The sequence below is a fragment of the Rhodanobacter sp. OR87 genome (assembly GCF_000473345.1).
In the GTDB taxonomy this organism is placed as follows: Bacteria; Pseudomonadota; Gammaproteobacteria; order Xanthomonadales; family Rhodanobacteraceae; genus Rhodanobacter; species Rhodanobacter denitrificans.
This window is the reverse complement of sequence record NZ_AXBJ01000026.1, coordinates 46,705-59,854: the sequence shown is the minus strand read 5'-3', so window position 1 is coordinate 59,854 and position 13,150 is coordinate 46,705. Positions and strand designations below refer to the sequence as shown.

Genomic DNA, 13,150 nt, shown 5'->3' with positions numbered 1-13,150 from the left:
CCATGCCGGTTCTCCGCCTCGTAACATGGCACTGAGCCTCCGCCGCGCACGTCTCACATCACGCGACAGTCGGCTGAGCGTCGTCGCTAATCAGGTATCCGATTGATCGAAGGCGAGGCTGCCGCGATCTCCGCCACGTTTGCATGCGGTAGATCTGCATTACGCAATTCGAGCTGATTTGCAGCCGAGGCGCTATATTTCGGCGCGATAGCGCCGCACGCTCCCAGCAGCAAGCACAAAGCCGCTGTTCCTATGTATTTCACGATTTCTCCCCATCTTCTACATTCGTACGGCCGGGCCCCTTCCGGCTTTGTCATGATAAAGAAATCAACGAACCCGTACAAGAAGTAACATCGCTCGACGCCGATACAACTTCAACGGGACACACGCGCGATGTGCGACGCAGTGGGAAAGATTTTTATCCGAAATTGCCCCCGACACCATTTTGGGACGGCGGGGTGTTCAAGCCATGCACCGGCCGAACCACCCCGCGGCGGCGTTGCCCGCGGGGCGTTCTTGGAGAAATGGTCGCCGGCACTTTTACTCCGAGGGAAATTACCTCGGTACCGGGGTCGCGCGGGGCGGCGTCGAGGCAAATGACCGCGCCCCTCAGGATCGGATGCTGGAAAGGCGGGTCAGCGCGTCACAGGCCGCTCGGTGAAGCCCCGCAGCCTCGCCAGCTCGCATGCCGCAGAAATTGCCCCTGAAGACTCATCGCCCGCGTGGCGGGTGTTCTTCCCTGTTGCGCTATTTCTTCGGCGCATCAAAAGCATCAAATTCCATGAAACGTTTCAGGATCGCCCTGCACAGTTTCCTTGCTCCTGCTGAGCAGTTGTTCGTAGCGCTGTCCCTGATGCTCTTGCCTTGATCCAAGCTCATGCTTTCGTCGACGTGTTTCAGGACGAAACGGCCAAAATCCGGATTGGTATTTGCTAGTGTCACCAACTTGCTGGTATCGGCCCAGTGGTTCGCAAGCAAGTCGGCGACAGAAGCGCTATATCCCTCGGCGATAGCTCCGTCATCGCACTGCCCGTAGCGCTTGTACGACTCGAAGACGGCACTCCATGTCCCGAGATTTGAAGCCTCATCCATAGCCTTCATGGCCATCTCCTGCGAGCATTTTGCCGTCGAGGCGACGGAAACGCCGGCCACACCGATCAGAGGCAACGCAATCATGCCTAATCGAATTGCGATAAAGCAAATGCTTTGGCGCCAAGGGTTATTCTTGCAACGGATTACCATCGGGAAATTGTCCCTGGCACCTTTTCCGGAAATTGTCCCTGGCACCTTTTCCAAACTTCATCCGCCCCGAGGTTTCCATATTGGGAAAACCAAACAATCAGACGGGGCTAGACAGCTAGGCACATGAGCATGTGGTCATGGATTGAGTATTCGGCCAATTACTCCGCGGTACACAAATAACCATACCAATATCACTTGAAGAAAACCTAGTGCTGTTACCAGAGCCAACATGGTAATTGCACTGTTCAGGAGCCACGGAGTCGATTCAATAATTTTCTCCATCAGAAGAGAGGATGGCAGAGCAACGATATTCAGGACAATGCCAGGAAGCAGATGCTCCTCAGCAGAACTCTTATATAAGAAGTAACAAATCCATGCCCACGATGCCGCACCACCGAACGCTATGGAATACAACGCCGCAAAGTACTTCATTGCTCCGAAGCCTCCGATACAGACCTTAATGGCGCCGCTCTATGCCGGGTCCGCCATGCGACTGGAAGTTGTTTGCAAGAAAGCCCGGCATAAGAGTCCCGGTGGTGATTGTACTGATTTCCACGCCTCCTGCTTCCAATGCTCTCGATGCAGCAATCGAGCACTGTGTAGAGCTTTTTGAGGGGCTCCATGACCAAAGATCCAAGCCTCGCTCTCGCGCCGCGGCCTGATCAAACGCGCTGTCATCCGGAACATGGACCCTCCAAACCTCAGATGGATCACGGCCTTCTGCTGCCATCGTGCCCGCAAAGTCTTTGGTTTGATTTGGTCCCCACGGCATGCCATTGGCTGGGAATTGGCTGAGAATTACTTGGGTGGAGTTCGCTTCCGTCACCATGACATGTCCCACACTCGACCCCTCAGCGCGCCATATATATACGTCAACGTCCCGAAGGCCCAGGGGATCTACATAACTGAGAGGATTACCTTGAACGTAAGCATAGATGTTTTGACCACCACGTTCCCCGATCGGATCGCGGCTCAGCCAACGGCCCATCGCCGGATCGTACTCACGGAACAGCGTCAGATACAGAGCCGAGTTCGGCGCGTGCAGCATCCCCGCATATCCGAAGGCCGGCTGCGCACCTCGCGATGCCTCCACCGTGCCATAGGCGCTGTATCGGGTAGCGCCCAGTACCTTGCCGTCGGTGTCGGTGACGCCGATGACGCTGCCCAGCTGGTCGCGCACGTAGTACAACGCCGCCGTTCCGCGCACCTCACCCTGATCGAAGGCATCGGTGGTCACCGTATCGGTGCCGTCGCGTGTCTGGCAGATGGTCGATCCGCACCACAGATACCGCGTGTCGGTTGTGCTGCCACCGCTCTGGCTGGTGATCTCCAGACGCCGACCGAGCCCATCGTAATGGAAGGCTGTGACCTGTCCCGTGGCGATGTCGGTGGCGGCAATCAGGCGGCCGGCAGCGTCCCAGGCGTACTGGTGGGTGCCATCGTTCAGCAGGTTGCCGTCGGCGTCGTACTGCCGGGCCTGCCCGTTGACCGAAGTCAGCTGGTTCAGCGTGTTGGCGGTGGCAGAAAAGGGCGAGGGCGTACCGGACGCTTTCGTCAGATTATCGGCAGCGTCGTAATCGAAGTGGCTGGCAAGGTGTCCGCGCACGTCGGTGAGGCGATAGGCATCATCGTAGCCATAGCGCTGATAGTCACCGCGGCCACCCTCACTCTGGTCCCAGCCATCGCGATCACGCTCATCGTGGTCGCCTGAGGCGTCGGCGCGGTCTTCATGGAGCGCATCACCCTGCCGGGCGCCTCCTGGGTAGGACGCGCTTTCACCCTGGTCGTCTCCGTGCCCCTGCCGGGCCGGCATCCACGGCGCCAGCATGAAAGCCGATGTCAGCTGGTGTTCGGGAGCGTGGGTATAGGCCAGCATGGCCGTCAGGTGCTGCCCTGTCGCGCTTAGGTAGGTCAGACGCCGCAGTTGCCTGTCACGGGTGTTGCTGTCGTAGTCCACGCCGAGCGCGAGGCCGGGACGACCGACCGGAGTGGCCAGGAGCCGCCATGCAAGTTGGGCGGTGTCCCCAAGATAGCTATAGCTGAAGGTCCCGAGCGGGTTGCTCTGCTGGCTCAGGCGTCCGAGGGGGTCGTACGCGTAGTCCACCGCAACGTCGGTCCTGCGCTGAATGACCCGGCCCAGCACGTCGTATCCATAGCGCACCGTGTCGTTGGTGCCGAAGGGACCTGCCTCGGCGGCCCGTTCGAAGGCGCCGGGCTGACCGACGGGTACGTAGCTGAAGCTGGTGGCACCCAGCCCGTCGGTCATGCCGACCATGCGCGGATAGTACGCATCGTACGCATAGAAGGCCGCGGCCGTAGGATTGACGGCCTGTTGGTATTGCACACTGGTGAGCAGATCGGCACGGTCATAGCCATACACCGTGGTTTGCCCCAGGGCATCCGTCACCCTGGCTGGGCGACTGCTGTTGTCGTACGCATAGGTCTTCCCCGAACCGTCGGCGAAGGTCTTGGCAATCACTCGACCTTCAAGGTCACGCGTCCACGTGGTGACATTCCCACTGGGGTCAGTCAGTGTCTGCAGTTCGCCGTCGGGGTAGTAGCCGTACGTGGTGGTGTGCCCCAGCGGGTCGATGGCGGTAATCCGATGGCGGTTGGCATCGTAGGTGTAGGTGGTGGTATGGCCCTGACGGTCGGTGACCGAAGCCAGGTCCAGCCGGCTCCAGACGAAAGTGCGAGCGGTCTTGTCGGGATACGTGATCTGGGTGAGGCGATCCAGTGCGTCGTAGGTATAGCGGCGTGTATAGCCCTGCGAATCGGTGTCGGTGGCGACGCGACCATCGGCATCGTAGGTGAAGCTTTGTTGCGTATGACCCAGCGCATTGGTGACGGTGGTGAGATAGCCGTTGCCGTCGTAGGTGAAAGCGGTCGTGTTGCCCAACGAGTCCGTGACCGAAGTGCGCTGGCCACGATCGTTGTAGGTGTAGGTGGTCGTTGCTCCGGCCGCATCGGTGATGGTCAGCGGCTCGTGCTGGCCGTTGTAGGTGGTGCTGACCAGGGTATCGAAGCCAGAGGCGGTTTTCTGTTGCACCTTGATCAGGTCGATGCCGTTGGGGGCATAGGTGTAGACGGTTTGCCGGCCAGCGGGGTCGACCTTCGATGTGACCAGGCCATTGGCGTTGTAGGTGTAGTGGGTGATCTGCGTGCTGCCGTCGTTCAGCACCCGTCCGACGTTGCTCGGTTTGTTCAGCGTGCCCGGATAATACGGCGCAGCCTGCCCCGCGTAGTCGTACCAGATCATGCCCTCCAGCGGGTACTTGACGTTCTCCAGCACCCGTGAGGTGTAGTAGCAGCACGGGTTGACGTGCAGGAAGTGTTTCATCCTCGCCTTGCTGTAGTCGCAGTTCGTCGCACCGCCACTTTGCGTGCAGGCCGCGCCGAAAGCGTCCTTGTCCCAGTAATACGAGTCGCGATAATTGAGATAGGCGTTGAACGCGTTCATGCCGCTGGGGACTTGCGAAACGCTGAAGGGAACCCCCGGCGCGGACGGCAGGTATTCGGTGCGCTCGGTATGGCCGTCCGGATCGGTGGCCTGGATCGAAAGCTCCGTGCTGTTGCCGTTGGCCCCTTCGGTGTGGGTGAAGGTGGTGGTGCCGTAGGGCGTGGTCATCGCCTTGACGAACGTGCTGCCGTCATAGGTGAAGGTTGAGGTCAGGCCGATCACATCGGTGATCGAGATCAGCCGGCCATGGCTGTCATAGGCAAGCGTCGCGTGCCGGCCGAACGGGTCGGTGACGCCGGTGACCAGGCGTGGATCTGCGCTGTCGCCGTACGTGAAGCTCGTCAGCTGATGGATCGCGTCGGCCACCGTGGTCAGACGCAACTGGTTGTCGTAGTTCAGCGTGAGGGCATTGCCCTGCGCATCGACGATCTCGGTGAGCATCACCCGGCGCGGGTAGCCGGTGGCACCGTTCGGCGAGGCGAAAATGTCCCTGCGCCCATCGGCGAAACGCAGTTCATAGGTGATGGGGTTGGCTGAAGTCCTGACCAGCACCGCGCCGTTGTCCGGCTCCGGTGAAAACGTACCCGTAGCAGCGTTGTAGCCGCTGTAGGCCCATCCACCGCCACCAGCCACGTAGCGCAGCACCTGGTTGCCGGGGGACGCCGGGTTGTCCTGAATCCAGCTGATCCAGTTGAGCGTCCACTTCTGCCCCACGTTGAAGGTGTCGAATACGCCTGGCTGGAGGGTTTCGCGCTCGTTGTAGGTGATCGTGGTGTCGACCGCCGGCCCCACCGGCGGGGCATAGCCGATCGGAGTGTCGCGGATGCTCAGGCCCGCTAGCAGCGACTTGAAGGAGTAAACGGGCATACCCCTGGAACTGCCACAAGCGCATCCGTCACTGCTGTCCTGCGGCGTATTGGCTTGCGGATCGTTTCCCTGCGTGACGCCGGCCCAGGCGTGAGTGGCGGTAACGGTCAGAAGCCCCAACAGCAGAAGTTTGCCCAACATCTTCATGATGCTTTCTCGTCCATGCAGGTTGATATGCGGTGAGTCGGGTTCAATGAACTGGGAGGAGCGAGACCGGATCAATCCGCGCGCCACCGTGCACGATATGACCGGTGGTGAGGCTGACCTGCTGGCCATGTGCCGTCGTGAATGCGCCCTGCCGGTACCGCGCAAAACAGGCTCCGTCGCCCTTCTGGCACAAGGTCGCCACGCAACCGGTCAAGCCATGAAAAAGGGCGAGATCGACCGGACTGCCGGTGGCGGTTTCATCGTGCGCGGCATCATGGGGGGCATAACGCACCAGATCCCCCACGTGATAGGGCGCGGAGTCGTATTCGGTTCGCAGCATGAACAACGTGACCGTCTGGCTTGCCAGCTCTTTTGGCACGGCAATCGTTACCAGTTGCACATCGCGGAGATAGGGTTCGATCGATGCGGGCAAGGCTTTCCAGAACCCATGCGCCCTGGCCCAATGCAAGACCTGGGTCATGTCCGCAGCCGTACCTACGTCATCGAGCCGGCCGATCACCACGTTCGCATACGCGCCATCCGTGAGCAGTCCGCACTGCCCCGCGCTGCACTTAAATGGCGAAGGGTGATTTTCGGTAGCGTGAATGGAGGCGCAGGCCAAGAGCAGAGTGAGTGCCAGCCGTGCGACAGCACGTTGTCCACTTCCCATGCATGCAATGAACCCGCCCGCCGTGAGCGAACATGCGGTTCTGCTTTGATCCTTTGTCATCCCTGACATCAGCGACCCCCCAGTCCTGATTTCGATGTGTCGTCACAGGCCGAGCGGCGGATGACGAAGGTACGCATCATCGTGTTGCCCGCGCGCCAGCGTCAATGAGCAAGAAATTTCGATGGCACTACTAATCAGGAACTCGCTCGTAGTTCCAACTGAAGTGCCATTCATTCAGTCCTGCCTGCCCTTGGTTTTCGGTCTGTAAGATATTACGTTGTGCCGCAATAACCTTCGTGCTAAAAGCAGGCCGGGAGGTCCGCCCGAATGGACTCCAAGAGCGCACTCGTGTATGGACGGGTCAGGCGTGCCCTGCAGGCGGGACGCTACACGCCCGGGCAGCGGATCGATCCGGCCAAGCTCGCCTCTGAATTCAAGACCAGTCCTACGCCGGTTCGATTCGCGCTGTACCGCCTGGTTGGTGAAGGCATGGTCACCGACCATGCCCGAAACGGATTGCACGTGCCGCTGCTCAACGAAGTCGCATTGCGCAACCTCTACGACTGGATGGAACGCCTGTTGCTGATGGCATGCGATATCGGCGAGTCGCCGGCAATCCAGAAGACAGAGAAACTGGAACTCGCGGCTGCCGATGGCGATCTGGTGAAGCTGACGTGGCAGCTGTTCGATGCGATCGCCCGCGCGACAGCACACGGGTCCCTGCACCATGCAGTGAAGCAGGCCAACGACCGACTGGCGCCGATACGCCGGGCCAAGCAAGGATTGCTCAAGAACCGCTTCGAAGAGCTTTCGGAGCTGAACCGGCATTGGGAGACACGCGACATCCAGGCCCTGAGGTCTGCCCTACGCGACTATCACGAGCGACGGAAACAGCTCGTCCCGTGCATCGTGGCCTTGCTGAGCGACGGCAGCGATTACCTTCACTAGACCTCGCCGATGTCCCCTGCCAGCGGATCCGCTTTGCGCGACCGCAACGGTTGCCCGCTTCGGCGTTACCCTGCCGACAATCGGGTCTCAAACAGCCGCTTTCAGGGGGCCTGGAAAGATGCCCGAATTCCGGGCGCAGGTTTTCGCCTGCGCCGCGGAACGTGGTTCGCCCAGGCCTCAGGACGCTTTCTTGGCAGCGGTCTTTGCAACTTTCTTCGCTGCGCCCTTCTTGACGGCCTTCGCCGGAACCGCCTTGGGTGCGCCATCGATCAGGAGGCTCTCGGCGGTGGTACCGCGCTTCTTCAAGGCCTGCACGAACCACAACGGTCGCTTGCCACGACCCGACCATGTCTGGGCAGCGTTCGCAGGGTTGCGATACTTGGGGGCCACTACCGATTTCGGCCCCTTGGCACCTTTGCCGCTACGTGTCGGATACACGTCGGCCAGGGTGAGCCCACTGCTTTTCAGCAAACGCTCGATTTTTTCCCGTACCTCGTTGACGTGATTGGCGTGGGCAGCCTGCATCTGCGACTGGGCATTGGCGATGAGCGCCTTGAGTTCGGCAGGAGACAGCGTGTCGAGATTAATGGCCATGATTGTGCTCTTCGGCAGTGGGTCAAAGACGAGAGTCTACCCGAGTGAATAGGAATTCACCTACAAATGGAAAGGGCATTCCCTTACACGTCTCCCGCTTACTTCACTGCATGGGTGGCGATGAGTGGGTGAATGCCTCAGAACTAACGTCGAGGAGCCTCACGTACAGCGCAGCCCGAAGCCGATCAGCGCCAGCGAGTCGATCACGAGCGGTGGGTACGGGCGATCAAGTTCAGCGGTGTGCGCAATGTGCGGCTATGCCGCCAGTCGACGAGGCGTCGAAGCAGGGCCCGGCATTACAGGGCGACCGTCACGCTTCCGGAATAATCACCGGATGACAGCGCAAAAATCATTTGAAAATCAAAATTTCCTCCTCCTACGCTGCCCGCGTCATGGGACTGCCATGACGCGACCGTAGGAGACTGAGATGAACGAGAACATCCGCAACGACACACCGGAAGACGTCATCGTGCTCGGCGTCGCCAGCGTCGAGACCAAGGGCGATGGTATCCGAGGCGAGGTTCCTGGGACCGGCGCTCCGATGATTCCAGGCATTTCCGAGGAGTAACCACTCCAGGGCACGCACCCTGGTGCGTGCCCTATCCGGGGGACAGACGATGTGCTATCGGCTCAGAGAAAACCTTTCGTGCTGTGACGTCGACGGTCACATGATTTTTCTCGACATCGCGCAAGATCGGTACTTCAGGCTAACCGGCCCTCTCGAGAAAGCCATGCGTCGCTTCCGTGCGCATGAAGGCGTCGCTTCCACACTTCTGGAGCGCCTCGCGGCCGCGCGAATACTGGTTGAGGCATCGGACCTGGAAGCGAATGTCACGATAGCGAACATCCAGCGCCCGTCGCGTAGTGCGATCGAACAAGCCTCCGCGACTAAGAATTGCAGACTTAGCGCAGCCGTCGTCTTCGAAGTCATGGCGATCATCTTGTCGATTCGCCTCCAACTGAAAAGCTGCACATTCAAAACGATTCTCGACAAAGCCAGCGCATACCGCAGTAGAAAGGTAGATGCGCAAGAGATCGCCACACCCACCGCTCTCGAACGCAGCCTGCTCCTGGCAAACGGACAATTCGCTCGTGCGCGCCACTATGTGCCCATCGAGCCGGTCTGCCTTCTGGATTCCTTGTCTCTGCTCCGGTTCCTTTCACGGCGAGGACTGTCGGCAAACATCGTTTTCGGGGTGACGCCAGAGCCTTTCGCTGCGCATTGCTGGGTACAAGCCGGCGACATGGTCTTGAATGAAACGCTCTCCGACGCTCATGCACACACTCCCATCAGGGTGGTCTGATGAATTGCCGCTATATCATTCTGCTCGGCGGGAGATTGAACCGGGATACCGACTACGCGCTCCAACTGGAAAGGTCACTGTGCGCCGAGGGAATGATCTGCAAGTTTGGATCAGCCTCATCCAAGGTCTTTGCTTCCGTTGATGTCCCCACCCTTGCCATACCCGGGCACGGCCTGCTCATCGGCCGGGTTTTCACCAAGGATGGTCAGCCCATCTCGCAATGCCGGGATGTCGACGGCTCTACACACGAACTCATCAGTTGGCTGTTGCAAAATACGTGGGGCGACTATCTCGCCGTTCTTGTCGAACGCGACAGCAGCGCCGCAATCACCTTGTTACGCGATCCTTCCGGCGCGATGCCATGCGTCTATTCGCTGCTCGATGACGAAGGCTTTATCACCTCGGACATCGGTCTCGCAGTCGATCTGGGACTTTATCGCAAGGAAGTGGACTGGCAAGCCATCGCACACTGCCTCAACTTTCCCTATCTAAAGACGGCGCGTACAGCATTGAAGCATGTCAGTGAATTGCTCCCAGGAAGCGTGCTGACCTGTCAAGGAAAGGAAGTCTCAGCCCGTCCCGCATGGTCGCCGTGGCGCTTCGTGGAAGAAGGTGTCCGGCACAAGGATCCTCGTGCGGCAGCCGAGGATATCCGAGCTGCCATATCCAACGTGGTCAGGGCCCTATCCACAGGGGATGACAGGTTCGTAGTCGAGCTATCGGGTGGACTGGATTCCTCCATCGTAGCTGTTTGTCTGCGCGATGCTTCGCCGCGCGCTACTTTTTGCACGATGGTCATGCCCGTGTCCGGCACGGACGAGCGACCATACGCCCGATTGGTGACGGAGGCATTGGGGCAGGAACTTTTCCCGGTGGACGTCGGGTTCGACAACGTTCGTCTGGAATTTTCCGTACCGCGTTCGTCCGTCGTCCCTGTGGTCGGGATTCCGCAGAACGCCACCAACGAAATCTGGGAAGCAGCAGGCCTCAAGTATGGCGTAGACGGCTTCATTTCGGGAGGCGGCGGCGACACTATCTTCTGCTACCTGAAGACCGCTGCCCCCGCCGTCGACGCGTTCCGGGAGCGTGGCGTCATGGCAGGCATCGCCGCCATCGAGAACCTCGCGGCCCTGCACCGATGCACGGTCTTCAAGGCCTGCCGATTGACTCTCAAGAAAATGCTGCGTCAGCCACGTACGGCCTGGAAAGAAGACCGCACATTGCTCAACCCAGCCTACGTGATAGCGGTACCGGACCATCATCCCTGGATGGACGCGCCCCGGGGCTCGCTTCCCGGCGATCGCGAGAAAATTTATAACCTGATCGGGACTCAACTGTTTAGGGAAACCGCACTTCGCGGGGCGGAGCACTCCACGCACTTCCCGCTGTTGTCCCAGCCCGTCATGGAAGCGTGCCTCAAAGTCCCGACCTGGATGTGGATCGCCGACGGTCGAAACCGTGCCGTCGCCCGCCAAGCCTTTGCCGATCGCCTGCCACAAGCCATTCTCGATCGACGCAGCAAAGGCTCGTATATGGGCTATATGGCCACCATCTATATGCGCAACAAGCAGAAAATGCACAAGTTCCTGGAAGAAGGGCAGCTGTGTGCGCATGCCCTGCTTGACCGCCCTGCCTTGGCGAATTTCTTCGCCAAGGACCTTGCCTCCGGGGACCTGTCGTTTCTTCGCATCTTCGACTTATGTGCGGCTGAGAACTGGGTACGTCAACAACGTCATGATCCATCGTGAGCACCCACGCCCGAACGAGACTGCGCGGTCTTTTCCCTCATCCCACGCCAGATGCGGTACTGCCCTGCCTTGTCGCTCCGGGGGTCTTCATAGCCTTGTAGCCAAAAGCGGAACCAATCGACGTTGCGCTCGTATACCGCCAGCTTGTGCCTAGGCTGAAACTTGATATGGGTCTCGTCCGGGAACACGTAGATATCTGCTTGATGTCTGCTCGCCAGAGGCAAAGAATATTCCAGCGTCATCTGGTATTCCTGCTCCGGCAGCTGGAACAGAATCGGCGCCTTGATCCTGCCGAGACGATACGCTGGCGAGACTTCCCGCCATCGCTTGGGCGTCTCCTCCAGCGGACCAAGTTGCCACTCCTGCCTGAATTGAGATCGAAAGGCTTTGCGCAAGCTATTGAGTAGATAAAGCGTTGGCGTCACTGAAACACCGCTGACTGAGGCGGCAGTCACCACATCCGAGTGGGTAAGCGTCCATAGCGCCACCTCGCTTCCATAGCTGATTCCGCCCATGCCGATGCGGGTTCGATCGATACGCCCCTCGGCGGACAGAAGCTTCACGACACTCTCGACGGCTGCGCGACCTTGGTCGTAGCGCGCTGTAGCGTCAAGGCGGTACTCCGGGATCGCATTGATGCATAGCGCCGAGATGCCATCCTCGGCCAAGCTGGCAAACGGCCACTCATCGCCTACTCCGCCGCGCAAAAAACCATAACAGTGATAAAAATTCACAAACAGTGGCGGCGGATGACCGGCATCCGCTCCTCGGGCTTCGAAAAGCTGACCGGTGAACTCCCGTCCCTGCGCGTCCTTCCAGCGGATCAGTTTCGCCGGTACCGTAGTCGCGATGTCCGCATCCAGTCCCTTGTTAGGCGCAAAGAGAATTCGCCGATGGCCACTCTCTGCATCGATCGCCTCGAGGCGTGGTGGGTGATCCGCCTCCGCTGCGACGCACACTAGCGTGTCGGACGACAGTGCACAGGGAATGCCCCAATAGCGCTGGCTCCCACTGATGAGTCCGTCGGAGAGTACGATCGGCCGCACCTGGCCTGTTACGACATTCCATCCGTAGATTGACTGCGTCCGGTCATAGTTGGTAACCGTGAACACAACTTCACCGCTTCCGGGCCGCCACTGGACATCCGTAATGTTTCTATGGATGCACAGCCTGGCCGTACAGAAGATCGGGTGCGACGCGCGCCTGTCCGGCAGCATGGCCAGTTCGGAATATCGACTGTCTTCGAGCCCTTTGTCCTTGTGCCCAGGCAATAGCACCGCAATACGTCCATCGTCTGGACTCTGGACTATCCAGGTCGGAATCGCATGCAAATGAGGCGAAAGATCGGTCGGCGTCAGGGTGGGCGCCGGCGGCTCCGATGCGGACGGGCTCTGGGTTGTCATCGTTGCCAAGTCGACGACCTTCCAACGGTCCGGTACTTTCGCCAGCAAGGGCCCCATTGAAAACCAAGGCCCCACGAATCGCTGCGTGGTCGAACGTCCGTCGACCTTACTCGATCGGAATAATCCGGCCGCGATATTCACCGTGTCGTCAATGCGGATGCCATGATCGTACTCAGCCTCTTCCGCATTGCCGACTTCTTCCCGTGTCGCGCCGACGCTGTACTTCAGTGTTTGACCATCGCCGCTCAGCGTGAAATCCCGCACGTCCGACGGGTCCGACGTCACCGCCCGAGCTCCGGAACCATCCGCTGCCGCGCGCCAGACGGAGACGCGGCCATCGAGACGGGCGCGATAGTAGACCCACTTTCCATCCGGTGACCAAGTAGCCGGCGATGGCAGCGCGAGTCCGCTGTTGTGCTCGCGCAACGGCACACCGCCATTCGCTACACGAAGTGGCGGGGATTTTCCGCTCAAGGCTTGCACGTACCATGTGGTGTCATACGTGTTGCGTTCGACCGAAGCCTGCTCTGATCGGAACGCCACGTACCGTCCATCAGGCGAGATCACCGGGTTCCCCAGATCGGTCACCTCCAGCAAGCGCCGCGGCGAGATCGTCTCCGCATGCGATGAACTGACGACAATCACGCTCAGCAGAACAAATGCAAGCGCCGGAAACCAATGCGTGCGGCGCATCCTGATTGGAAAATTCAAGCGCACACATGCCCTCACGGCCGCCAACAGGGGCGGCTGATGAAAAAGGTTCATGA

The 13,150-nt window shown here is 59.7% G+C and carries 10 protein-coding genes; 4 read left to right on the top strand and 6 right to left on the bottom strand.

All coding sequences use genetic code 11. The features are described from left to right. Positions 1-747 precede the first annotated feature (747 nt). The 4 genes from RHOOR87_RS0116200 to RHOOR87_RS20515 form a co-directional block, all read right to left on the bottom strand. Complete coding sequence (locus RHOOR87_RS0116200; protein WP_027485608.1) at positions 748-1,176, bottom strand: hypothetical protein; 429 nt, start codon at positions 1,174-1,176, stop codon at positions 748-750. Positions 1,177-1,377: 201 nt separating this feature from the next. Beyond that, on the bottom strand, positions 1,378-1,674 hold the full coding sequence (locus RHOOR87_RS20520; RefSeq protein ID WP_155950969.1) for a hypothetical protein: 297 nt from the start codon (positions 1,672-1,674) through the stop codon (positions 1,378-1,380). Positions 1,675-1,699: 25 nt separating this feature from the next. Next, complete coding sequence (locus tag RHOOR87_RS19345; protein ID WP_196806990.1) at positions 1,700-5,716, bottom strand: RHS repeat protein; 4,017 nt, start codon at positions 5,714-5,716, stop codon at positions 1,700-1,702. A 43-nt stretch (positions 5,717-5,759) separates the two neighbouring features. Further along, positions 5,760-6,197: a hypothetical protein gene (locus RHOOR87_RS20515; protein ID WP_155950968.1), complete on the bottom strand. Its 438-nt coding sequence runs from the start codon at positions 6,195-6,197 to the stop codon at positions 5,760-5,762. A gap of 516 nt (positions 6,198-6,713) precedes the next feature. Between RHOOR87_RS20515 and RHOOR87_RS0116185 the strand changes: the two genes are divergently transcribed. Beyond that, a complete protein-coding gene (locus RHOOR87_RS0116185; protein ID WP_027485606.1) occupies positions 6,714-7,334 on the top strand; it encodes a GntR family transcriptional regulator in 621 nt (206 codons plus the stop codon). 177 nt (positions 7,335-7,511) lie between these two features. Here the strand turns inward: RHOOR87_RS0116185 and RHOOR87_RS0116180 are convergent, their stop codons facing one another. After that, entirely contained in the window at positions 7,512-7,928 is a 417-nt protein-coding gene (locus RHOOR87_RS0116180; protein ID WP_027485605.1) for an H-NS histone family protein, read from the bottom strand. A 427-nt stretch (positions 7,929-8,355) separates the two neighbouring features. Here RHOOR87_RS0116180 and RHOOR87_RS20510 point away from each other — a divergent pair, with 427 nt between their 5' ends. The 3 genes from RHOOR87_RS20510 to RHOOR87_RS0116165 all read left to right on the top strand — a co-directional run bounded on the left by RHOOR87_RS20510 (position 8,356) and on the right by RHOOR87_RS0116165 (position 10,980). After that, complete coding sequence (locus RHOOR87_RS20510; RefSeq protein WP_155950967.1) at positions 8,356-8,496, top strand: benenodin family lasso peptide; 141 nt, start codon at positions 8,356-8,358, stop codon at positions 8,494-8,496. Between the two features lie 100 nt (positions 8,497-8,596). Further along, complete coding sequence (locus RHOOR87_RS0116170; RefSeq protein WP_231381819.1) at positions 8,597-9,232, top strand: lasso peptide biosynthesis B2 protein; 636 nt, start codon at positions 8,597-8,599, stop codon at positions 9,230-9,232. After that, complete coding sequence (locus RHOOR87_RS0116165; RefSeq protein ID WP_027485603.1) at positions 9,232-10,980, top strand: asparagine synthetase B family protein; 1,749 nt, start codon at positions 9,232-9,234, stop codon at positions 10,978-10,980. The genes RHOOR87_RS0116170 and RHOOR87_RS0116165 overlap by 1 nt, the downstream gene beginning before the upstream one ends. Here RHOOR87_RS0116165 and RHOOR87_RS0116160 read toward each other — a convergent pair. Further along, positions 10,965-13,148: an Atxe2 family lasso peptide isopeptidase gene (locus RHOOR87_RS0116160; protein WP_027485602.1), complete on the bottom strand. Its 2,184-nt coding sequence runs from the start codon at positions 13,146-13,148 to the stop codon at positions 10,965-10,967. The genes RHOOR87_RS0116165 and RHOOR87_RS0116160 overlap by 16 nt on opposite strands. Positions 13,149-13,150: the final 2 nt, after the last annotated feature.